Consider the following 22,184-nt stretch of genomic DNA (forward strand, 5'->3'; position numbering starts at 1 on the left):
TCCATGAACAAGGTGTACGGCTCGGCGAAGGAGGCGCTCGACGGGCTCCTCTTCGACGGCATGCTGATTGCAGCGGGGGGCTTCGGCCTGTGCGGCATTCCGGAGCTTCTGATTGCCGCGATCCGCGAGGCGGGCACGAAGAACCTGACGGTGGCGTCGAACAACGCGGGCGTCGACGGCTTTGGCCTTGGCGTTCTGCTGGAAACGCGCCAGGTGAAGAAGATGATCTCCTCCTACGTCGGCGAGAACGCGGAATTCATGCGCCAGTACCTCTCGGGCGAGCTGGAGCTGGAGTTCAACCCGCAAGGCACGCTGGCCGAGCGGATGCGGGCGGGCGGCGCGGGGATCCCGGGCTTCTATACCGCGACCGGCGTCGGCACGGTGATCGCCGAGGGCAAGGAACACCACGACTTCGACGGCAAGACCTACATCCTCGAACGCGGGATCGTCGCGGACCTCGCCATCGTGAAGGCGTGGAAGGCCGACCCGTCGGGCAACCTCGTCTTCCGCAAGACGGCGCGCAACTTCAACGTGCCCGCCGCGACCTGCGGGCGCGCCTGCGTGGTCGAGGTCGAGGAGATCGTTCCGCTCGGCAGCCTCGACCCCGACACGATCCACCTGCCGGGGATCTACGTCCACCGGATCGTCAAGGGCCCGCACGAGAAGCGGATCGAACAGCGCACGGTGCGCAAGCGGGAGGCGGTGTGATGAGCGAGGCAAAGGGCTGGGACCGCAACGGAATCGCCGCGCGCGCGGCTCAGGAACTGCGCGACGGGACCTATGTGAACCTGGGCATCGGCATCCCGACGCTGGTCGCCAACTACATCCCCGAAGGCGTCCATGTGACGCTGCAATCGGAAAACGGGATGCTCGGCATGGGCCCCTTCCCCTATGAGGGCGAGGAGGATCCAGACCTCATCAATGCCGGCAAGCAGACGATCACAGAACTGCCGCAGACCGCCTATTTCGACAGCGCGACCAGCTTTGCGATGATCCGCGGCGGCAAGATCGCGATGGCGATCCTTGGCGCGATGGAAGTGGCCGAGAACGGCGATCTGGCGAACTGGATGATCCCCGGAAAGCTCGTCAAGGGCATGGGCGGCGCGATGGACCTGGTGGCGGGCGTCGGCCGTGTCGTCGTGGTCATGGATCACACGTCGAAGCATGGCGAATCCAAGGTGCTGCGGGAATGCACGCTGCCCTTGACCGGCAAGGGCGTGGTCGACCGGATCATCACCAACCTCGGCGTCCTCGACGTGGGCCACAAGGGCCTGCACATCGTCGAACTTGCGCCCGGCGTGACCGAGGCGGAACTGCGCGCCGCGACCGAGGCGACCATCGTCGGCTGATCGGACAAGGGCCGCGCGATCGGGCGCGGCCCTTCGTTTTACTGTGACGATTTTCGAAACAACTCCACAATCCCGCCCCATTCCGTTGCTAGACCGGCGGCAATGATGACCACGAACCCGCCCCTGTCGAAGCTATCCGTGTCGCCCAACCGGCGCCGGCGATCCGATTTCGTGATCGTCAGCGCATTGCTGCTGCTGTTCCTGGCGGGCCTCGTGGGGCTCGCCGCCGCAACCGGCTGGGAGGAGACGGCAGCGCAGGTCGCGCGGCTCTCGATGGTGCAGATCGCGGTTCTGCTTGGCCTGTCGATGGCGAACTACCTGCTGCGAACCCTTCGCTGGCACGTCTTTGCCCGGCGGCTCGGCCTGCCGGTTTCGCCCGCCCAGTCGCTTCGCCATTACCTGGGCGGGTTCGCGATGAGCGTGACGCCCGGTCGCGTGGGGGAACTGGTCCGGATGCGCTGGCTGGCGCGCGAGACCGGGTGGAGCGTGGAGCGCACCGCGCCGCTTGCCCTTGTCGACCGCGCGGCGGACCTTGCGGTGATGGCGCTGATCCTGGCGCTGGCGGTGTCGCTGGCAACCGGCGGCATGGGCGGCGGGCTTGCGGTGGCTGCGCTTGCGCTGCTCGTCGCCTTTGCCGCCACCCGGCCCCGGCTGGTGGCGGCCCTGGTCACGGCGGGCTATCGCCTGACCGGGCGCCTGCCGCGCCTGTTCGCGCGCGCCCGAATCGCCGCCCGCTCGCTGCATCGCTTCGGCCATCCGCCCGCGCTTGCGGCGGCACTCGCGCTCGGCTTTGCGGGATGGTTCGCGGAAGGCTACGCCTTTCATCTTCTCCTTGGCTGGATGGGCAGCGACATCGGCCTGTGGAAGGCCGTGGGCATCTTCGTCTTCGCCACGCTCGCGGGCGGGCTGACCGGCACGCCGGGCGGGGTCGGCGGCGCCGAGGCGGCGATGATCGCGCTCCTCGCGCTTGAGGGCGTGCCGATGGAGGTTTCGGTGCCGGCAACGGCGGTGATCCGGGTGACGACGCTCTGGTTCGCGCTCGCGCTCGGGATCGCCGCCTTCCCGCTGGCTGAACGGTGTTCGACAAGGGGGCGCGATGCGCTGGAAGACCGCTGAATTTGCCGGCTGGGGCCGTGCACTGAGCGCGCGGAGCGACGTCGCACGCCCCGAGCGGCGCCGCACGCTGGATGAGATTCTGGCCGATGGCCTCGTTCCCGCGATGGGGATGCGGCGCAGCTATGGCGACGCGGCACTCAATGCGGGCGGCCGCGCCGTCGACATGACCCGGCTCGACCGGCTGATCGCCTTCGATCCCGCGACCGGGGAGCTAGAGGCGGAGGCCGGGGTGCAGGTCGGCCAGCTGGCCGCAATCTTCGCGCCGCGCGGCTGGCTGCCGCCGGTCATGCCCGGCACCGGCTTCGCGACGCTGGGCGGCTGCATCGCGCAGGACGTCCACGGCAAGAACCACCACCACGCCGGCAGTTTCTGCCAGCACGTCACCGCGATCCGGCTCCGCACCGCCGCGGGAGTGGTCGAGGTGACGCCCGAGGGCACGCCGGACCTGTTCCGCGCGACCGCCGGCGGGCTTGGCCAGACCGGCGTGATCCTGTCGGCGACGCTGCGGCTGATGCCGGCCAAGGGCGACGTGATGATCGTCACCGAACGGCGGATCGACGACTGGGACGAGCACATCGCCATGCTCGACGCCTCGCGCGCGACCTACACAGTGGGCTGGATCGACGCGACGGCGACCGGCGCGGCGCTGGGCCGCGGGATACTCGAGGAAGGGGAGACCGGATCGGGTCTTGTGCCAAAGCGCGCAAACTCCCGCAAAGTGCCCTTCGATGCGCCGCGCTTCGCGCTTTCGGCGCCGGTGGTGCGGGCCTTCAACCAGCTTTACTGGCGCCGCGTGCCGGAATCCGGGCGCACCGTCGTCAAGCCCATCGGCGATTTCTTCTTTCCGCTCGACAAGATCCACGACTGGAACCGGCTTTACGGCAAGGCCGGCTTCCACCAGTTCCAGTGCGTCGTACCGCTTGCCGCGGCCGCGGACCTGCGCGCGATGCTGGAGGCGATCGCGGGCTCGGGCCTCGCCTCGCCGCTTGCCGTGCTCAAGCGCATGGGGCCGGGCCGGGCGGGATACCTGTCGTTCCCGATGGAGGGCTACACGCTGGCCGTCGACTTCCCCAACCGGGCCGGCGCGCGCGAACTGATCGCGCGCCTGATCGAGCGGACACGAGGCGCAGGCGGGCGGGTCTATTTCGCCAAGGACAGCCTGGCGCGGGCCGCGGACGTTCCGGCGATGTATCCCGAGCTTGACGCCTGGCAGGCCGTCGCCGCCAAGGCGGATCCGGATCGCGCGCTGTGCACCGACATCGTCCGGCGGCTGAAACTCAGGGGGGCGGCATGAACCGGACCTGGATCGTTCTTGGCGCCACCTCGGCGATGGCGTGCGCCTTCGCGCGGCAAGTCGCCTCCGATGGCGCGGCGGTGCTGCTCGCCGGGCGCGACGGCGAGGACCTGGCGGCCCTGGCGGCCGACTGCGCCCTGCGCGGCGCGCGGCTGGCGGAACCCGTCGCCTTCGACGCGCGCGATCCCGCGGGCTTCGCGGCCCTCATCGAGCGCGCGCGGGCCGAGGACGGGGAGATCAACGCCGCCGTCTTCGTCGGATCGATGCCCGCGCAGGGCGCCATCGACGCCGACCCCGCGCTGATCGACGGCACGGTGACCGACAGTTTCACCGGCCCCGCGCGGTTCCTGCACCTTCTCGCCCCGGTGATCGAGGAGCGCGGCATGGGCACCGTCGTCGGTGTCGGATCGGTCGCGGGCGACCGCGGACGGCTCGGCAACTATGTCTATGGCGCGGCGAAGGCGGGGTTCCACACCTATCTGTCGGGCCTCAGGAACCGGCTGACGCGCGCGGGCGGGCATGTGGTGACGGTCAAGCCCGGCTTCGTCGATACCGCAATGACCTGGGGCCTGCCCGGCATGTTCCTTGTCGCCTCGCCGGAAAAGGTGGCCGCCGACATCCTGAAGGCCGTGCGCCGTCGGCGCAACGTGATCTACACGCCCGCCTTCTGGGCGCTGATCATGCTGATCATCCGCCACATTCCCGAGCCCATCTTCAAGAAGATGAAGATCTGAGGCTTAACCGAACCACTGTTGCCACAGGCCGGCCGCCCAGAACATCAGGCTGAGGATCAGCATCAGCAGACCCAGCCCCACCGGATCGCGCAGGGCAAAGACGATGGGGTCGTAGTCCTGGCGCCCGTGCCAGGCCAGGTTGACCATCCGGACCATCCAGATCGCCATCGGCACCATGGCCGCCCACAGAAGCCATGTGGTGGGATAGAGCGTGGTCCCCTGATCGGACACCGAGTAGAGCAGGAAGATGACAAGCGCGCCAACGACACCGATGCCCGCGACGTTGCGCAGGTCGGCCAGGTCAGCGCGGCCGTATCCCCGCCCGGGCAGGGTCTCGTTACCGGTCGCCCGGGACAGTTCGGTGATCCGCTTCACGCAGCCGAGCGTGAAGAAGATCGGGAAAACGAAGATCAGCATGTAGATGGAGACCTCCACCGCCGCGGCGGAGGCGCCCGCCACGACGCGGATCGTATACAGCGCTGCCAGCATGGTGACATCGACCCATCGCGTCCGCTTCAGCCTGAGCGAATAAGCCAGCGACAGCGCCATGTAGAGCAGCGTCACCAGAAGGAACCCGGGCGAGAGGAGAACCGCGATCAGCAGGGCCGCGGCGCCAAGCCCGACCATCGCCGCCATGCCCACGCCGATCGGCACCGCGCCCGAGGCGAAGGCCCGGCGGCACTTCGTCGGATGCAGGCGGTCGGCCTCCAGGTCCAGAAGATCGTTGGCGATATAGATGGTCGATGCCGCCAGCGAAAACGCGGCCATCCCCCAGAGGATGGGAACAAGCGTGTCCAGCCCGAAGCGGTGCGAGGCCAGCATGGGCAGCAGCAGAAGGACGTTCTTCACCCACTGATGCGGCCGCATCGCACGCAGGAGCGCGCGGAAGGTCCAGCCGCCCGGAAGTTCGACGACGTTGTGCCCGTTGGCCGCCAACGCGCGGGCCGAGGGGACGTGGCCCACGACAAGCGCGTTTTCGGCCTTTTCCCAGACCGGAATATCCACCGCACCGTTTCCGGCATAGTCGAAGCCGCCTTCGCCGTAGGCATCGACCAGCGCCTTCGCCTTCGCGGGGCCCTTGAGGTTGGTCACGCCATCCGATGCGAAGACCCGCTCCGAAAAGCCGTAGTCCGCGGCCAGCCGGGCGACCAGACTGCGGTCGCCGGCCGAGGCCAGAACGACCTCGCGCCCGGCAAGGCGGCTTTGCAGCGCCAACTCGGCCACCTCGGCGTTCACCGGCAGCAGGTCGGTGCGCAAGGGCGCGATCTGCACCAGCTCGGCCTTGAGTGCGGCCGGATCGCGCAGATGGCGCAGGGTCGCCAGCAACGTGCGCAGCGGCGCGGTGCCCATGCCCGCCCAGAAATTCTCATGCAGCATGTCGGTGCGCAGGAACGTGCCATCCACGTCCAGAACCAGCGGCTTTTCGATGGTCATTCCGTCCTCATCCGTTCGCGGCGAACACGCAGCCGTCGGAGACCAGCTCCGGCGGTGTGACGCAAAGACCGCGCGCCACCATCCAGGCGGCAAGGACCTTGGGCACGTAGTTGCGCGTCTCGGCGTAGGGCGGCACGCCGCCCGCGCCCTTCACCGCGTTCTCACCCGCGTTGTATGCGGCCAGCACCATCAGGGGATCGCCCCCGAACTCTCCCATCAGCCAGTCGAGATAGGCCACGCCGCCGCGGATGTTGTCGGACGGGTCCATCCTGTCGACAACACCGAACCGCTCGGCCGTCGCAGGGATCAGCTGCATCAGCCCCGCCGCCCCCGCGTGCGAGACGGCATCGGTGCGGCCTGCGCTTTCGACCGAGATGACAGCAAGGGCCAGCGCCGGCGACACCTGCGTGCCGATGGTTGCGCGCATGATCTCGCGCCCGTGCAGAAGCGCGATGTCCTGGAGCGATTGCAGCCGCGGCGCACCCACCTGCGCGCCGTCCGGCCCCTGCGTCAACGCCAGCAGCGCCTGCGAAAAACGACCGGGGGAATCGGCGATCGCGGGGGAAACCAGTGTCCAGTACCACCCATAGTCGCCGCCGCCACCGCCGGAGGGAGGCACCGGCAGCAGGCCGGGAGCGGCCGCACCGCGGGGAATCGGGTTTTCAGGCGGGGGCAGAACGCCGGCCAGACGGCGGGATTGTTCGGCCGGATCGATCTGCACGGTGATTCTCTTCCGGGTTGAGGTTCCCGGCGCGCCGATTCGCTTGAAGGTGAACTGTTCGTAGCCGGAGGGCACGCCTTGCGCCGCATCCTGTGCCGCAGCGCCAGCGCATGACAGCACAACTGCAAGTCCCGAAAGGACAATCCGCTTCATCTGACCCGATCCGCCCGCTTGGCTTTTTCGGTGAATGTCCCAGAATCCGGCTGATTTTGCCAGCATTGAGATGCCGCAGCCCCGCAGATGCCCGTGCCGGCAAGCCTTTCGGCAACAGAACTCGTGTCAGTTTGCGGAAGGAATCGCGACAAACCGGATGACGAAAGTCGGATTACCACACGAATTCCCCTCAATGAGCGTGAAAATGTACCGGACGGAACAAACTCTTGCCACGGTTTGGGGGCGAAATGCACTTACACCGCAGGCGATCGGGCTTCAGGCAAAGCCACCCCGTGAGAACGCAGCGGATGGTCAAGAGAGCGAAACCTGGAGAAGTGACATGAAGCTGTTCAAACTCGCGAAGAAATTCTGGCAGTCCGAAGATGGTGCCGTGACGGTTGACTGGGTCGTTCTGACCGCCGCCGTCGTGATCCTCGGCATCCTCGCCCTCAACTTCGTCCGTTCGGGCGTCGGCGCGGCGTCGCAGGAAATCGACACCTACCTGTCGGCGATCACGATCCAGTAACCCGGATCGTCGCAAGACGGATTTTGGAACCGCGCCCGAAAAGGCGCGGTTTCTTCTTTGCCGCGATACTGATTTTCTAGCTGCATTCCGGACGGCCTGGCCTGCGCAATCATATGGCGAATTTTGGCAGAATTTTCACGCAAGGGTCGCAGTTCTTCCAAAGACCCGCCTCAGAATTGCCATCCTTGTAAAGGCTAATCGGGAAAGCTGCGCTGGCGCGGTATGATCGGCCGGTACTTTTAGGTGCGTGGGAGTCATAGGGATGATGATGCTCAAGAAGTTCAGGAAGTTCGCGGCAGCCGACGCTGGCGCGGTGACGGTTGACTGGGTCGTGCTGACCGCGCTGGTCGTGGTGCTGGGCATATGGGCGCTCTCGCTCTATACGCGCGGCACATTGAAGGCGGCGGACGAGGTCGATCTCTACCTTTCGGCCATCACCATCCAGTAATCGTGCCCCTCGCAACGCAGGCCCGGACGGAACCGACCCGTCCGGGCCTTGCCATTTAAGGCGTCCCGGCGTTTCCAAACTGGAAAAATTCCACGGCTCCGACAGCGCCGCACCACGATTTTGCCCGAATTCCTTTCAATATTCCCCCGGAAGCTGCCGACGGCGTCCGGCCCCGGATCTGCGGCGCAGCACATACGAGGAAAGGAATAGTCATGCGGTTGGTATTCGGCCTGGTTTTGATCGTCGGGCTCGGCCTGGCGGGGTTCGCCGTCTACATGGCGCAGGGTCTGATCGAGAAGAACCAGCGCGAAAGGGATCTGCTTCTGGCTGCGCAGGCCAAGGCGACGAAGCTTGTGGACGTCGTCGTTGTGACGCGCAACCTGGCCTATGGCGAGCGCTTCACATCCGCCGATCTGGGCACCGTCAAATGGGAAGAGGGCAAGGTACCCGCGGGCGCCTTCTCCGTCATCACCGCGCCGGTTGCCGAGGTCGCCGAGAAGAAGCCGGTCTTCGCCGACAACGAAACCCGTCCGCGCGCCGTGCTGCGCAGCTATGAACCCTTCGAGCCGCTGCTGGCCTCGAAGATCACCGAGCCGGGCATCGACGCGGGCATCATGTCCAGCCTGACGGCGGGGATGAGCGCCTTTTCGATCAACGTCGATGTCTCGACCGCCGTCGCGGGCTTCCTGCGCCCGGGCAACGTCGTGGACATCTACTGGACCGGCCGCGTGGGCGACAGCGAGACGACCAAGCTGATCGACAGCGGGGTGCGGCTGATCGCGATCAACCAGAGCTCCGACGCCGACCGCACCGAGGAAACGATCATCGCCCGCACGGTGACGATCGAGGGCAGCCGCCAGCGCGTCGCCTCGCTCGCCCTGGCCCAGCAGACGGGCAAGCTTTCGCTGTCGCTCGTCGGCGGGGACGGCACGGCAGCCGCGGTCGCCGAGGCGCCGGTCGAGATCAACCGCGATACGCTCCTCGGGATCGAGAGACAGGAAGTGGTGCAGGTCGAGGAAGAGAAAGTCTGCAAGATCCGCACCAACAAGGGCGGCGAGATCGTCGAGACGGTCATCCCCTGCACCAATTGACGACGGCAGGGGGCGCCGGACCGTTGGCCACAAGATCGGGTGGCCAACGGTCCGCAAAGCGCTAGGGTTATAGCACTGTTGCGGTATCCCCACATAAGGAAAGCAACCCAAATCTTTGATTATTGCAAAAAATTGAGACTTCCCGCATTGTTGCGGCAATGGGCAGAAGACCCGAACCAATATGGACGCCAAAAAAGAGGCACGAGAACATGAGCGTCAAGACAGTGATCCACGCGGGGGTGGTGGGCTTCGCGCTCGCCGTGACGGTTTCCCCTGCAGCCTATTCGGAAACCCTGAAGGTTCTGGAAGGTTCCACCGCAGCTCCCCTGACGGTCCCGATGAACCGGGCCGTCGTCGTCGAGGCTGACCAGCCCTTTGCCGAGCTTTCCATCGCAAACCCCGGAATCGCCGACATCTCGACGCTTTCGGACCGCACGATCTACGTTCTCGGCAAGGCGCCGGGGCGCACGACGATGACGCTTCTGGGGCCCGAGGGGCAACTGATCGCCAACGTCGACGTGCAGGTCTCGCTCGACGTGGCAGAGTTCAAGGAACGCCTTCAGCAGATCCTTCCGGGCGAAAAGATCGAGGTGCGCACCGCGAACGACGGCATCGTCCTGTCGGGCGTCGTGTCGTCGATCGCAAGGCTTGACCGCGCCCTTGACCTGGCCGACCGCTACGCGCCGGGCCGGGTGTCGAACCTGATGAGCGTGGGCGGAACCCAGCAGGTCATGCTGCACGTCCGCTTCGCCGAAATGCAGCGGTCGGTCTCCAAGAGCCTGAACGGGTCGTTCGGCTTCATCGGGACCGATGTGCTCGGTGGCGCCGGCAACCTCGACTCGATCAACAGCGTGATCGGCGGAGGCGCCCCGATTACCGACCAGTTCGGCACCGTCGGCGTGCGCTTCTCGGCCGGCAGCGTCGAGATGGCGGCAACGCTCGAGGCGCTTGAGGGCAAGGGCCTGATCCGCACGCTCGCCGAACCGAACCTGACCGCCCTGTCTGGGCAAGAGGCGAAGTTCCTTGCCGGCGGCGAATACCCGATCCCGATCCGCGAGGGCGACGGCCAGGACAGCAGCGTCACCGTCGAATTCAAGCCCTTCGGCATCGAACTGGCGTTCACCCCGCGCGTGGTCGACGGCGACGTGATCAACCTGGCGCTCAACACCGCGGTTTCGGGCCTCGACTCCGACGTCAGCGTCACCGCCGGCGGCATCAGCGTGAACGCCTTCCGCCGCCGTGAGGCGGAAACCACCGTCGAGATGCATGACGGCGACAGCTTCGCGATCGCCGGCCTCCTGCAGGACGACTTCCGCGACAGCAACAACCAGGTGCCGTGGCTGGGCGACATTCCGATCCTTGGCGCGCTCTTCCGCAGCGCCGAATACCAGCGCAACCAGACCGAGCTTGTGGTGATCGTCACTGCCCACCTCGTGTCGCCGATCCGGGGCGAAGCCCTGGCGCTTCCCACCGACCGCGTGAAACCGCCTTCAGAAGCGCAGTTGTTCCTGCTGGGGCAAACTGCCGCGAACGGATCGTCCGCGACCGGTGGTGCGGCCGAGGTCGCGCGCCAGGACTTTTCCGGCGCCTACGGCTATGTGATGGAGTAAGACGATGCGCAGCCATGTGAAACTCTTGCTTCTCTCCGCCGGCATCCTCGCCCTTGGCGCCTGTTCGAAGGAAACCAACGCGATGCGCGCCTTCTACGGAGAGGCGGGCAGCGAGGTCGAGACCAGCGATTTCGGCAATGCGACGCGGAACAACACCGCGCTGCAGACCGGCTCGATCAACCAGCTGGTGAACATGACGCGCAAGTTCGCGGCCGATGTTCCGAACACGGTGAACTTCGCCTTCGACAGCGCGGTTCTGGACGAGGGCGCCCGCGCGGCACTTGTCCAGCAGGCCAACTGGATCAAGCAGTTCCCCGAAATCCGCTTCCGTGTCTACGGTCACACCGACCTTGTCGGATCGGACGCCTACAACAAGTCGCTGGGCTTGCGTCGTGCGCAGGCGGCGGTCAACTTCCTGATCGGCCAGGGCATTTCCCGCTCGCGGCTCGAGGCGGTGGCATCCTTCGGCGAGACACAGCCACTGGTCTTCGTGCAGACCGAGGAACGCCGCAACCGCCGCACCGTGACCGAGGTTTCGGGCTTTGTCGCGACCAACCCGCTGCTTCTGAACGGCAAGTATGCCCAGGTCATCTTCCGCGAATACGTGGAAAGCGCGACCCCTCCGCATGCACAGGCCGATGCCGCACCCGGTGCGGGCGGCGACGGCGGCGGCAGCGGCGGCTGAACGAGTCAAATCCTCTCAATCGAGCTGGCGGTCTTTGGCAACAAAGGCCGCCAGTTTTTTTTATCGTCTCCAAACACCCCATTAATTCGACATTTCGGCCCCATTCTTGCCAACATTCTCAACGATTTTCGGAACTCGGGAACACGCGCGAGGAGTCGCGCCGGGCTGGTCACCAGACCTGAGATTGAAACGAAACAGTTTCGGACGGGTCCGTTCGGGCTCTCCGGGTAAAGAGGAATGTAGGACCATGAGAAGTGCCGCGGCTGTGCAGTCGGAACCTGCGCCGATCATCGCCTGCACGGTGTCGCGCGATGTGAGCGATTTCGATCTGCTGATCGAGGACATGGAAGCCGAACTTGGCGAAAGCTGGGGCGACCTGACATTCGAGGATGCGCAGGTCTTTCTCGGCCAGCCGGAAGCGGACGCGCTGCAGTTCATCGCCATCGCCGTGGACGGCCAGGACGATGAAAGCATGTCCCGGATCGCCGGCATCATCGCGGCGGCGAAGGCCAAGCATCTCAAGGTCATCCTGATCGCCGAAGACGTTAGCCCGATGGCGCTGCACCAGCTGCTGAAGCTCGGCGCCGACGATTTCGTGCCCTATCCGCTGCCCGAAAACGCGCTGCACGAGGCGATCGACCGCATTCGCCGCACCCCGGTCGCCACCGAGCTTCAGGAATACACCCCCGCGGCCCGTTCGAAAGGGGACCGCGACGGCATGATCCTTCCGGTTCATGGGCTGGCCGGCGGCACGGGGTCGACGACCTTTGCCGTCAACCTTGCCTGGGAACTCGCGATCTCGAACAAGAAGAACCCGCCGAAGGTCTGCCTGATCGACCTCGACTTCCAGTACGGCTCGGTCTCGACCTATCTCGACCTGCCCCGCCGCGAAGCCGTGTACGAGATGCTGTCGGAGACCTCGAAGCTCGACCGCGACACCTTCATGCAAAGCACGCTGACCTTCAACGACCGCATGCATGTCCTGACCGCGCCGGCCGACATGCTGCCGCTCGACATCGTGCAGTCCGAGGACATCAACCGCATCCTGGACCTCGCGCGGTCGCACTTCGACTTCGTCGTTGTCGACATGCCGAAGACCGTGGTTCAGTGGACCGAGGCGGTGCTGCACAAGGCGAAGGTCTATTTCGGCATCATCGAGCTTGACATGCGCTCTGCGCAGAACACGCTGCGCGTCATCCGCGCGCTCAAGGCCGAGGATCTGCCGTTCGAGAAGCTGCGCTACGTCCTGAACCGCGCGCCAAGCTTTACCGACCTGACCGGCAAGGGCCGCGTAAAGCGGCTGGCCGAAAGCCTCGACATCTCGATCGAGATCCAGTTGCCGGACGGCGGAAAACCGGTCACGCAATCCAACGACCATGGCCTTCCGCTGGCCGAGACCGCGAGCAAGAACCCGCTTCGCAAGGAGATCGGGAAGCTTGCCACCTCACTTGTCCAACTGCAGCAGCAGAAAGCCGAAGCGGCCGCTTCCTGAACCCCGGGGGTTTGAATGTTCTCTCGATACAAGAAATCCGCACCCGCTGCCAAACCCCAGCAGGAGGCGCCGAAGGCCGCGCCGGACAAGTCCGCGCAGACCGCCGGATCGGGCATGCAGAGCGTCCGCCGCCAGACCGGCAACCACCTGGTTCCGGCGCATCCCGGCGTGTCCGACAAGGACCGCAAGCGCAAGGAACGGATGCAGGAGCTGAAGGTCGAACTGCACAAGCGGCTGCTGGACAACCTGAACCTGTCGGCGCTGGAACATGCCAGCGAAAGCGACCTGAAGCAGGAAATCGCCTCAATCTCTGCCGAAGCACTGGAAGAGCTGAGCGTCGTGCTGAACAAGGACGAGCGCGCGGCGCTGCACCAGGAGCTTTACGACGAGGTGATGGGCCTCGGCCCGCTGGAGCCGCTCCTCAAGGACGATGGCGTCAACGACATCCTCGTGAACGGCCCGCAGCAGATCTTCATCGAACGCGCGGGCAAGCTCGAACTGACCGACATCACCTTCAAGGACGAACGCCACCTGCTGCGCATCATCGACAAGATCGTGTCGGCGGTCGGCCGGCGGGTCGATGAATCGAACCCCTATTGCGACGCCCGCCTTGCCGACGGGTCGCGCTTCAACTGCATGGTGCCGCCGATCGCGGTCGACGGCTCGCTTGTCTCGATCCGGAAATTCAAGAAGGACAAGCTCGGCATCGACGACCTTGTCCGCTTCGGCGCCTTCACCGAGGAGATGGCCGCCTACCTGCAGGCCGCTGTCGCCACCCGCCTGAACGTGATCGTCTCGGGCGGTACGGGTTCGGGCAAGACGACGACGCTCAACGCGCTGTCGTCCTTCATCGACAACTCCGAACGCATCCTGACGATCGAGGATACGGCGGAACTCCAGCTTCAGCAGACCCATGTCGGCCGGATGGAAAGCCGCCCGCCGAACGTGGAAGGCAAGGGCGCGGTCACCCAGCGCGACTGTCTCAGGAACGCGCTCCGGATGCGCCCCGACCGCATCATCGTCGGCGAAACCCGCGGCGAGGAAGTGATCGACATGCTTCAGGCCATGAACACCGGCCACGACGGGTCGATGACGACGATCCACGCCAACTCCGCCCGAGACAGCATCTCGCGTCTGGAAAACATGGTGGCGATGGCCGGGATCGAGATGCCGATCAAGGCGATCCGCAGCCAGATCGCCAGCGCCGTCAACCTGATCGTGCAGGCGAGCCGCCTTCAGGACGGCTCGCGCCGGATGACCTCGATCACCGAGATCACCGGGATGGAAGGCGATGTCATCTCGATGCAGGAGATCTTCCGCTACGAACGGCTCGGCCTGACCCCCGAGGGCAAGATCATCGGCCGCTTCACGGCAACAGGCGTGCGGTCGCACTTCTCCGACCGGTTCCGCCAGTGGGGCTATGATCTTCCCGCCTCCATCTACGATCCCATCGCGGCGGAGTAACGACCATGATCCTCAGCCCGACGCCGATCATCTATGCCCTGATCTTCATTGCCGTCCTGCTGCTGGTCGAGGGGATCTATCTTCTCTTCTTCGGCAAGTCGATTTCGCAGAACAACAAGGTGAACCGCCGGCTTGCGCTTCTGGAAAAGGGCGGGCAGCGCGAGCAGGTCCTGGAACAGCTTCGCAAGGAAGCCAGCCAGCACCTGAAATCGAAGGGCATCCCGCTTTATTCGATCCTCGCCTCGAAGGCCCAGAAGGCCAACATCGCCTTTTCGCCGAAGGCGCTGGTGCTGGTCATGGTCCTGCTGTCGGCCGTCGCCTTCCTGGGGCTCAAGATCGGCACGCAGGCCGCGACCCCGGTACAGATCGTGCTCGGCATCGCGATGGGCGTGGGCGCGGTCTACATCTGGGTGAACGGCAAGGCCAAGAAACGGCTGTCGATGATCGAGGAGCAACTGCCCGAGGCCATCGAACTGATGGTCCGGAGCCTGCGCGTCGGTCACCCGTTCTCCTCCGCGATCCAGATCGTGGCGAAAGAGGTGGCGGACCCGCTGGGAAGCGAATTCGGCATGATCGCCGACGAAAGCGCCTATGGGCGCGAAGTTTCCGAGTCGCTCAAGGACCTGGCAGAGCGGATGGACATGCAGGACCTGCGCTTCCTTGCCGTGGCAGTGACGATCCAGCAGCAGTCGGGCGGCAACCTTGCCGAAATTCTCGACGGTCTGGCCAAGGTGGTTCGCGCGCGCTTCCGGCTGTTCCGCAGGGTCAAGGCGATCACGGCCGAAGCCAAATGGTCGGGCAACTTCCTGTCGGCCTTCCCGCTGGTCGCGCTGGTCGCGATCCAGGTGGTCAAGCCGGACTATTTCGACAAGGTCAAGGAAAGCCCGTACTTCATCTACGCCGCCATCGGCGTGGCCATCATGCTGGCGCTGAACCTCGTGTTCATGCGCATCATGACGAACATCAAGGTCTGAGGCCCCGACATGGAACTGATCGACACGCTCAACGCGCTTCTGACCGAGAAACTCGGTCCCCTCGGCCCCCTGATCGCGGTCGGGTTCCTGGGCTTCCTGATGATCCTCGTCACCCTGCCGACCTTCATCCGCCGGCGCATCGACCCGCTGAGCAAGCTGCGCGATGCGCGGCGCGCCGCGGGGGGTGATCTTGCCAAGTCGCAGGCGAAACTGCGCACGAGCGGACGCGGCGAAAAGCTGGACAAATTCGCGGCCTTCCTCGAACCGAAGACCGAAGAGGAAATGACCTCGGCCCGGCTGAAGCTGATGCGGGCGGGCTACCGCGGCAAGCATGCCGTGCGATCGTTCCACGCCATCCAGTTCGTCCTGGGCGTGTCGTTCCTGCTGATCGGCGCGGGTTATGTGCTATACAAGTCCACGACCGGAGAGATCGGCAGCACCGAACTGGCGCTGTTCGGCGTCGGCCCGGGTATCGCGGGCTACTTCCTGCCGCGCTACTGGGTGGAGCGGCGCGTGCAGATGCGCCAGCAGGAGATCCAGAACGGCTTTCCCGATGCGCTCGACATGCTTCTGGTCTGCGTCGAGGCCGGCCAGTCGCTTGACCAGGGGATCGTGCGCGTCTCGCGCGAGATCGCGGTGGGCTACCCTGCCCTGTCGGAGGAACTGACCACGGTTTCCGCCGAGGTGAAGGCCGGCAAGGAAAAGACCTCCGTGCTGCGCGCCTTCGCCGAACGTGCCGGGGTGGCGGACGTGTCGTCCTTCGTCACCGTGATGATCCAGTCGCAGACCTTCGGCACCTCGATCGCCGAGGCGCTGCGCGTCTACGCCTCCGAGATGCGGGACAAGCGCGTCATGCGGGCGGAAGAAGCCGCGAACAAGCTGCCGACCAAGATCACGCTCGGAACCATGATGTTTACGGTGCCGCCCCTGCTGATCGTCATTGTCGGCCCGTCGGTCTACGCTATGGTGGAGACGTTCGCGAACTTCAAAGTGTAGGTTCATGCTGCGTCAGATACCGGCCCTTGCCGCCGTGCTGCTTGCTCTGGCCGCCTGTCAATCGACGGGCGGCCTTTTCGGCACGCCGGATTCCCCCTTCGCCCCGGACATCGACACGTCATCGGACGACGCCGTGGATGGCCTGATCGTGGGTCACCGGCTGATGGCGGCGGGGGAGTACGAGCTGGCGCTCAAGGCCTATCATCGCGCCGCCTCGCAACAGGGCGCGACGGTCGACGTCTATTCTGCCATCGGTTCGGCCAACCTGCAGCTCGGCCGCCTTGGTCAGGCAGAGACCAACCTGCGCGACGCGATCGAGATCGACGAAACTTTCGTGCCCGCCTGGAACAACCTCGGCGTCGTGCTGATGGAGAAGGGCGAGGTCGCCGAGGCGAGCCAGGTGTTCCAGACGGCATTCGCGCTGGACAGTGGCCGAACGGACTCCATCCGCGAAAATCTGCGCCGCGCCCTCGCCATGCGCGATGATCCAGACTATGGTATCACCCACCAAGAAGAACAATTCTCACTCGTGCGGCGCGGTGGCGGTGTCTACCTTCTGCTCACGGTGAAATGAGGCCTGAGCAGCAAGGGACGCAGAAAATGCGCCACACCGTCGGAGTCACCGTTCTCGTTGCCGTTTCTCTTACCCTTTCGGCCTGTTCAAAGCCCGAGGACGAGAATGTCGAGGACGCGCTGGCCAGCATCAACGTGATCGACGAGAGCAACCTGAACGAGGTCATGCTGACTTCGGCCGACCCGGAGGAGGCGGTGGCCTACTTCCGGCGCGCGGTGGGCGAGAAGCCGGGCCGCGTCGATCTGCAGCGGGGGCTGGCGAAGTCGCTGATCCGCGCGAAGAAGCCGGTCGAGGCGGCGCAGGTGCTGACCGGGATCACCCAGGGCCCCGGCGGCACCAGCGAGGATCGCGTGCTTCTGGCCGATGCGCTGATCCGCTCGAACGAATGGAAGCGGGCCGAAGCGGAGCTTTCCGCCGTGCCGCCCACCTACGAGACCTTCGACCGCTACCGGCTCGAGGCGATGATCGCCGATGCCAACAAGCGCTGGGACAAGGCCGACAGCTTCTATGACACCGCCGCGGGCATGACGACACGGCCGGCCGGTGTCCTCAACAACTGGGGATATTCGAAGCTGACCCGCGGCGACTTCCCCGGCGCCGAAAAGCTCTTCAACCAAGCGCTGACCTACGACCGCAACATGTTCGCGGCCAAGAACAACCTTGTCCTGTCGCGCGCGGCGCAGCGCAAGTACGACCTGCCCATCGTGCCGATGACGCAGGTCGAACGGGCGCAGCTGCTCTACACGATTGCGCTGTCCGCGATCAAGCAGGGCGACGTCATCATCGGCCGCGGCCTGCTCGAGGATGCGATCGAAACCCATCCGCAGCATTTCGAGGAAGCCGTTCGCGCGCTCGAAGCGCTGAGCAAGCAGCAGTAGCACTCAAGGGGAGATACCGGCAGATGTTGGATCTGAGCGCGGATCAGGTGCACCTGGTCTTCTTCCTGGCGATGCTGCCCATCGCGCTCTGGGTCATGCTGTCGGACCTGCGGTCGATGCGCATTCCCAACCGCGCGGTGGCGGCCACCGTCCTTGTCTTCGCCGTCGCGGGCTTTGTCGTGCTTCCCGCCGAGGTGTGGCTCTGGCGCTGGGTCAACCTGATCGTCGTGCTTGCCGTAGGGATCGTGCTGAACATCGTCGCCCGCGTGGGCGAGGGCGATGTGAAGTTCGCGGCCGCCGCGGCCCCCTTCTTCGCGCAGGGCCATGCCTCGGTCGTGATGTTCCTCTTGACCGCCTGCCTTCTGGGCGCCTTCGTCGCGCACCGCGTGCTGCGCCGGATCGCCGCGGTGCGGGCCCTGGCGCCCGACTGGGCATCCTGGAGCCGCAAGGAATTTCCGATGGGCGTCGCGCTGGCGGCGACGCTCATGGCCTACCTCGCGTCCCTCGCCTTTCCGTCGCTGACGCTCGCGCTGATCTCCATGAGCAAGTAGAGCGGGGTGCGGCGCACCTCGGTCAGCGCCCAGTCCGACTTGGCGATCTCCTGCAGGAACACCCGCCGGGCCCTGTCCGAAACCGGGCAGGTGGGGATCAGCACATAGTCCGCATCGGCGATGCCGGGCAGCTTGCCATAGTACCAGGGCGCGCCGCGGTGGACCGGGCGCAGGTCGCCGAACAGCCAGAAGGCGCCGAAGATGTCGGCCGATATGACGGCCTTGCCGGCGTAGCCGTTTTCCTCAAGGTCGCGGGCGGCCGACATCAGCCAGGCCGATATGCCACGGTTAAGCTCACAATAGGGCAGCGCCTCGCCGTTGACGGTCGCCAGCGTGCCGGACTCGTTTTCCTTGTCCTCTGGGCCCGCGCTATCCTGGGCCGGGCCTACGCTTTCCTCCGCCGGAAGACGCCAGCCGGGTCCGTCGAGATTGGTGACAGCGCGCGCGCGGAACATCCGCGTCTCGCTGGCCAAGAAGTCGGTGTGGGGGCTGCGGTCCCCGAGGACCGGGACCTTTGACGCGTTGGCCTTGCCGAACTGGTAGAGCGGGCTGGCCAGCATATTGTGCATTGACCCGTATCCGGCCCCGGCCAGGATGCCGACCAGCAGGATCGCAAGATGCGGCGGCCTCAGCCCGAAGATCCGTTCGTCGGCGACCGCGGGCCAGAGCGCGAAAAGCGTGACCGCAACCAGCACGACCCATTGTGGGTCGTTGCCGAAGTTCTGGTAGGTCACATAGGCGAAGGGGAAGTAGAGCAGCAGCAGAAGGATGCCCTCGGTCATCCGGCCGACATGACGCAATAGGACGATCGCGCCCAGAAGGGCAACGTTCACGGCCAGGAACGGCGGTCCGCTCAGGATCTCGGACAGCGCCGCCCCCGGCTGGTCGCGCACAGACGAGGCGGCGACGATCGCCAGATCGGACAGGTAGGCCAGCCAGAAGCCAACACCCGCAAGGGCCGTCAGGGCCGCCGCCACCGCCAGACCGGAAACCACCGCGAAAGCCGCCGTCACCCACCAGCGCCGCATCACCAGCGCCACCAGAACCACCGGCGCGAAGGCGGCGAAATAGGTCATCTTGATGAGCGCGAGCGCGGCACAACCCAGCCCGATCAGAACGCCGTCCAGCCGCGGCGTGTCGCGGCCCGCGGGTTTCACCAGGACGAGAAGAAGCACGATGTAGCTGACCGCCCAGGCCCAGCGGTTGTAGTGCATGGACACCGCGACCGACGCGATTTCCTCGCCATGGACAAGCGCCAGGCAAAGCAGCAGCACATAGCCCACGAACAGGAATCGCACCGGCCCGCCCAGCCGCGTGAGCGCGGCATGGATCGCCGCGGGCGCGAGGGTCGCCGCGACCAGGATCTGCGCCAGAAACACGGCGTGACCGATCCCCCAGCCCTCTGCAACGAACAGCGCGATCGGCGCCCCCGACAGGACGCCAAGCGGCGACATGAAGTCGAGGTGCGGCCACTGTCCGTCCGCCATCCGCAGAACGATGTCGGCAAGGTGCACCGCGTCCCCTTCGTAGAGGCCGAGATACAGCCCCCCGCCCGCGAGCGCCGCCCCGCCGAGGGCCGCGATCGTGAAGACCGCGAACAGGATCAGCCATCCCGGCCGCGACCAATGCCTCAAATGCTCCGTATCCATGCCCTCGAAACCCGCATTGTTTTCCATTTTTTGGCCACATTACCTGCGCAGGATCACCATGGGAATCCTCTGCGGGATTCTGGCGTAAGAACCGGGCAGCAAAACGGACAAATCCGAACCGATTGCGGGCATGAGGGGGTCAGGTCGATGAACATGCAGATTTCCAACGTGATAGCGCCGGTGCCGCCGCGCTCGTTGGCCGACGTCGGAATCAACGCGGTGATGATGCGCGACATCTTCCTCAAGACGATGTTCCGGATGAACGTCGACCGCGCGACGGAGATTTCACGCGCCCTCTGCCTGCCCGTGCCGATCGTGCAGGAGCTGATCGACCTTGCCCGGTCCCAGCGCCTGCTTGAGGCGACGGGCACGCTGCATGCGAACTCCGGCAATGAGATGGGGTTCCAGCTGACCGACGCGGGCAAGGCCCGTGCACTCGATGCGCTGGCGCAGTCGGAATACTACGGCGCCATGCCCGTTCCGCTCGAAAGCTACCGCGAACAGGTCAAGAAGCAGTCGATCCGCAACATCCAGATGACCCGCAGCCAGCTGACCGGCGCCATGGGCCACCTGATCCTTCCCGATGCGCTTCTCGACCATCTCGGTCCCGCTGTCAGCGCCGGCCGCTCAATCTTGATGTATGGCCCGCCGGGCAACGGCAAATCCTCGATCGCGAACGGCATCCGCGATGCGCTCGGCGACAAGATCTACGTGCCGCGCGCGATCGAATACGCGGGTCAGGTCATCACCGTCTACGACCCGATCGTCCATTCCGCCGCCGAGGACTCGCAGGAAGATGCGACCGCGCTCAGACGGTCGTCGAACCGTTTCGACAACCGCTATGTCCTGTGCGACCGCCCGACCGTGATCACCGGCGGCGAACTGGCGCTCGACATGCTCGACCTCACCTTCAACCCCACCGCGCGGACCTACACGGCCTCGCTGCAGATGAAGGCCACCGGCGGCGTCTTCATCATCGACGACCTCGGGCGCCAGCAGGAACCCCCGCAGAAGATCGTCAACCGCTGGATCGTGCCGCTCGAGGAACACCGCGACATCCTCGCCCTGCAATCGGGCGAAAAGTTCGAGGTCCCCTTCGACACGCTCGTCGTCTTCTCGACCAACTTCCACCCGAATGAGATTTTCGACAAGGCGGCGCTGCGCCGGATCTTCTTCAAGATCAAGATCGACGGGCCGGACCAGGAGATGTACCTCAAGATCTTCGCGATGGTGGCCAAGAAGAAGAAGGTGCCCCTCGACGAGGCATCGCTCGTCCACCTGCTCAAGGACAAGTATCCGACGATCGACAACATCTACGCCAACTACCAGCCGGTGTTCCTGATCGACCAGATCATCGCCATCTGCAACTTCGAAGGCATCCCCTACCAGATGACCCCGGCGTTGATCGACCGCGCCTGGGCCAACATGTTCGTTCGTGACGAAAGGATCGTGCATTGACCAGTATCGTGGGAATCGCGGGCACCAGCCGGCTTTCGGTGCCGGTGCTGCGCCGCCTTCGTGACACCGGCCACGACGCGCGGGGCTTCCTGCCGCGCGCTGCCACCAGCGAGGCGGAGAATGCGACCGGGGACGCCGACGATTTCACCTCCGGCCTGAAGACGCTCGTGGTGCTTGCCACCGACATCGCCGAGACCGAGGATCTGCTGTTCGAAACCCACGCGCTCGTGTCGCGCGCGGAAACCCTGGAACGCATCGTCATCTGCGGCACCCTCACCCCGCGCTATGTGCGCGCTCTCCGCCACCGCATCCCCGAGCGGATCGCGGTGATCGACGCGCCCGTCGCCGGCAGCCCGCGCCAGGCCGGCGAAGGGCGGCTGACCTTCCTTGTCGGCGGAACGGCGCAGGCCGTCGCGGGCGCCGAACCGATCCTATCGGCCCTGGCGCGCCGGGTCGAACGCATGGGCGCGCTTGGCGCGGGAACCTCCGCCAAGGTCCTGCGCGACTTCCTTTCGGCCTCCTCCGCAGCGATGACGCGCCTCGCGCTCGACTGGGCCGAGGCGCAGGGTCTCGACGAGCCGAAGCTCTTGACCATGCTCGAGGCGACGCCCGCGCGCAGCCTGATCTCGGCGGAATTCGACGGCGCCGAATATGCGCTCGACAACCCCGCCGCCGACGACACCGTGACAGCGCTTGTGCGCGACGTCGAAGGCGCGCTCGATTGCGCGCTTCAGGACGCGCACCTGACCCCGCCGGGCGCCCTGCGCGACGCCTTCCGCAACCTGCGCGCCCGCGCCCTGCACTAGCCCGCCGGGGCACCGGTACGCGGCTCGGCCCCGGTCTACCCTCTTCGCTATGCAGATGATCCGGGGGTGAATGACCCGGACCAATCCGGGTCAGAGGTGGCAGCGCCCCCTAACCCCGAGCAGCCACGCGACGGCGTGGCGGCGAGAGTAGAGGAACGGCCGCGGAACGGGGCCGCCGCCT

At 65.7% G+C, this 22,184-nt stretch carries 22 protein-coding genes; 19 read left to right on the top strand and 3 right to left on the bottom strand.

Annotated features, from left to right (window positions below; all coding sequences use genetic code 11):
- Positions 1–3 precede the first annotated feature (3 nt).
- From N5I32_RS10105 to N5I32_RS10125, 5 genes are all read left to right on the top strand, one after another.
- Positions 4–708 (top strand): CoA transferase subunit A, encoded by a 705-nt coding sequence (locus N5I32_RS10105; RefSeq protein ID WP_261495411.1) that lies wholly within the window; start codon positions 4–6, stop codon positions 706–708.
- Positions 708–1,349 carry a 3-oxoacid CoA-transferase subunit B gene (locus tag N5I32_RS10110; RefSeq protein WP_261495412.1) on the top strand — a complete coding sequence of 214 codons (642 nt, stop codon included), beginning with the start codon at positions 708–710 and terminating at the stop codon, positions 1,347–1,349. The genes N5I32_RS10105 and N5I32_RS10110 overlap by 1 nt, the downstream gene beginning before the upstream one ends.
- A 105-nt stretch (positions 1,350–1,454) precedes the next feature.
- Positions 1,455–2,465 (top strand): lysylphosphatidylglycerol synthase transmembrane domain-containing protein, encoded by a 1,011-nt coding sequence (locus N5I32_RS10115; protein ID WP_261495418.1) that lies wholly within the window; start codon positions 1,455–1,457, stop codon positions 2,463–2,465.
- Positions 2,446–3,759, top strand: coding sequence for an FAD-binding oxidoreductase (locus N5I32_RS10120; protein ID WP_261495420.1), 1,314 nt, complete (start codon positions 2,446–2,448; stop codon positions 3,757–3,759). The genes N5I32_RS10115 and N5I32_RS10120 overlap by 20 nt, the downstream gene beginning before the upstream one ends.
- The gene (locus N5I32_RS10125) at positions 3,756–4,493 is read left to right on the top strand and encodes an SDR family NAD(P)-dependent oxidoreductase (protein ID WP_261495422.1); all 738 of its coding nucleotides are present in this window, start codon (positions 3,756–3,758) and stop codon (positions 4,491–4,493) included. The genes N5I32_RS10120 and N5I32_RS10125 overlap by 4 nt, the downstream gene beginning before the upstream one ends.
- Positions 4,494–4,496: 3 nt before the next feature.
- Here N5I32_RS10125 and N5I32_RS10130 read toward each other — a convergent pair whose 3' ends face one another.
- Positions 4,497–5,927: a UbiA family prenyltransferase gene (locus tag N5I32_RS10130; RefSeq protein ID WP_261495423.1), complete on the bottom strand. Its 1,431-nt coding sequence runs from the start codon at positions 5,925–5,927 to the stop codon at positions 4,497–4,499.
- Between the two features lie 7 nt (positions 5,928–5,934).
- Positions 5,935–6,801 (bottom strand): lytic transglycosylase domain-containing protein, encoded by an 867-nt coding sequence (locus N5I32_RS10135; RefSeq protein ID WP_261495425.1) that lies wholly within the window; start codon positions 6,799–6,801, stop codon positions 5,935–5,937.
- Positions 6,802–7,141: 340 nt separating this feature from the next.
- Between N5I32_RS10135 and N5I32_RS10140 the strand changes: the two genes are divergently transcribed.
- The 12 genes from N5I32_RS10140 to N5I32_RS10195 all read left to right on the top strand — a co-directional run bounded on the left by N5I32_RS10140 (position 7,142) and on the right by N5I32_RS10195 (position 18,090).
- Positions 7,142–7,327 (top strand): Flp family type IVb pilin, encoded by a 186-nt coding sequence (locus N5I32_RS10140; RefSeq protein ID WP_261495426.1) that lies wholly within the window; start codon positions 7,142–7,144, stop codon positions 7,325–7,327.
- 262 nt (positions 7,328–7,589) lie between these two features.
- Positions 7,590–7,775 carry a hypothetical protein gene (locus N5I32_RS10145; protein ID WP_261495427.1) on the top strand — a complete coding sequence of 62 codons (186 nt, stop codon included), beginning with the start codon at positions 7,590–7,592 and terminating at the stop codon, positions 7,773–7,775.
- 212 nt (positions 7,776–7,987) lie between these two features.
- Positions 7,988–8,866 (top strand): Flp pilus assembly protein CpaB, encoded by an 879-nt coding sequence (gene cpaB / locus N5I32_RS10150; protein ID WP_261495428.1) that lies wholly within the window; start codon positions 7,988–7,990, stop codon positions 8,864–8,866.
- A gap of 209 nt (positions 8,867–9,075) precedes the next feature.
- Positions 9,076–10,476, top strand: a complete 1,401-nt coding sequence (locus tag N5I32_RS10155) for a type II and III secretion system protein family protein (RefSeq protein WP_261495433.1) — start codon at positions 9,076–9,078, stop codon at positions 10,474–10,476.
- A 4-nt stretch (positions 10,477–10,480) separates the two neighbouring features.
- Positions 10,481–11,161, top strand: coding sequence for an OmpA family protein (locus N5I32_RS10160; protein ID WP_261495435.1), 681 nt, complete (start codon positions 10,481–10,483; stop codon positions 11,159–11,161).
- Positions 11,162–11,408: 247 nt separating this feature from the next.
- Positions 11,409–12,653 carry a CpaE/TadZ family protein gene (locus N5I32_RS10165; protein ID WP_261495436.1) on the top strand — a complete coding sequence of 415 codons (1,245 nt, stop codon included), beginning with the start codon at positions 11,409–11,411 and terminating at the stop codon, positions 12,651–12,653.
- Between the two features lie 15 nt (positions 12,654–12,668).
- Complete coding sequence (locus tag N5I32_RS10170) at positions 12,669–14,117, top strand: TadA family conjugal transfer-associated ATPase (protein ID WP_261495437.1); 1,449 nt, start codon at positions 12,669–12,671, stop codon at positions 14,115–14,117.
- Positions 14,118–14,122: 5 nt separating this feature from the next.
- A complete protein-coding gene (locus tag N5I32_RS10175; RefSeq protein WP_261495438.1) occupies positions 14,123–15,091 on the top strand; it encodes a type II secretion system F family protein in 969 nt (322 codons plus the stop codon).
- Positions 15,092–15,100: 9 nt separating this feature from the next.
- Positions 15,101–16,087: a type II secretion system F family protein gene (locus N5I32_RS10180; RefSeq protein WP_261495439.1), complete on the top strand. Its 987-nt coding sequence runs from the start codon at positions 15,101–15,103 to the stop codon at positions 16,085–16,087.
- 4 nt (positions 16,088–16,091) lie between these two features.
- Positions 16,092–16,661: a tetratricopeptide repeat protein gene (locus tag N5I32_RS10185; RefSeq protein ID WP_261495440.1), complete on the top strand. Its 570-nt coding sequence runs from the start codon at positions 16,092–16,094 to the stop codon at positions 16,659–16,661.
- Positions 16,662–16,687: 26 nt separating this feature from the next.
- A complete protein-coding gene (locus tag N5I32_RS10190) occupies positions 16,688–17,539 on the top strand; it encodes a tetratricopeptide repeat protein (protein ID WP_261495441.1) in 852 nt (283 codons plus the stop codon).
- A gap of 23 nt (positions 17,540–17,562) precedes the next feature.
- Positions 17,563–18,090 carry a prepilin peptidase gene (locus N5I32_RS10195; protein ID WP_261495443.1) on the top strand — a complete coding sequence of 176 codons (528 nt, stop codon included), beginning with the start codon at positions 17,563–17,565 and terminating at the stop codon, positions 18,088–18,090.
- Here the strand turns inward: N5I32_RS10195 and N5I32_RS10200 are convergent.
- Positions 18,030–19,766 carry a hypothetical protein gene (locus N5I32_RS10200; RefSeq protein WP_261495444.1) on the bottom strand — a complete coding sequence of 579 codons (1,737 nt, stop codon included), beginning with the start codon at positions 19,764–19,766 and terminating at the stop codon, positions 18,030–18,032. The two genes, N5I32_RS10195 and N5I32_RS10200, sit on opposite strands and share 61 nt — an antisense overlap.
- A gap of 120 nt (positions 19,767–19,886) precedes the next feature.
- Here N5I32_RS10200 and N5I32_RS10205 point away from each other — a divergent pair, with 120 nt between their 5' ends.
- Positions 19,887–21,197 carry a DUF8689 domain-containing protein gene (locus N5I32_RS10205; protein WP_261495445.1) on the top strand — a complete coding sequence of 437 codons (1,311 nt, stop codon included), beginning with the start codon at positions 19,887–19,889 and terminating at the stop codon, positions 21,195–21,197.
- Complete coding sequence (locus tag N5I32_RS10210) at positions 21,194–22,003, top strand: NAD(P)-binding domain-containing protein (RefSeq protein ID WP_261495446.1); 810 nt, start codon at positions 21,194–21,196, stop codon at positions 22,001–22,003. The genes N5I32_RS10205 and N5I32_RS10210 overlap by 4 nt, the downstream gene beginning before the upstream one ends.
- Positions 22,004–22,184: the final 181 nt, after the last annotated feature.

Source organism: Albidovulum sediminis (assembly GCF_025380365.1).
GTDB classification, from domain to species: domain Bacteria; phylum Pseudomonadota; class Alphaproteobacteria; order Rhodobacterales; family Rhodobacteraceae; genus Albidovulum; species Albidovulum sediminis.